Raw genomic sequence first — 300 nt, 5'->3', positions numbered from 1 at the left:
GTTCGGCTTTTTTGGTCGAGCCCAGGTTTTTTGCCTGACAATGCCTGCGGCATTGAGCATCCCTTCGGGATGACGCTCCACCCACCGCGATGCGGCTCGGGTGCTTCGGATACTCAAGATAGATTGACACTTCGGCCATCGCAGATGGCGACGGCCAAGGGCCGGCACGGAGTGGGCGCCACTGCAAGGTGGCATGAATCAGTCCCGATTAGATCGGAGAGCACAGCTTGTGTTCTCCCGTCCAATCGGACGTTTGACATCGTTTAGAGAGATACAACATCAGAATTACTGATCCTCCGA

The sequence above is a fragment of the Fluviibacterium sp. S390 genome (genome assembly GCF_049800695.1).
In the GTDB taxonomy this organism is placed as follows: Bacteria; Pseudomonadota; Alphaproteobacteria; order Rhodobacterales; family Rhodobacteraceae; genus Meridianimarinicoccus.
This window is presented reverse-complemented; position numbering follows the sequence as displayed.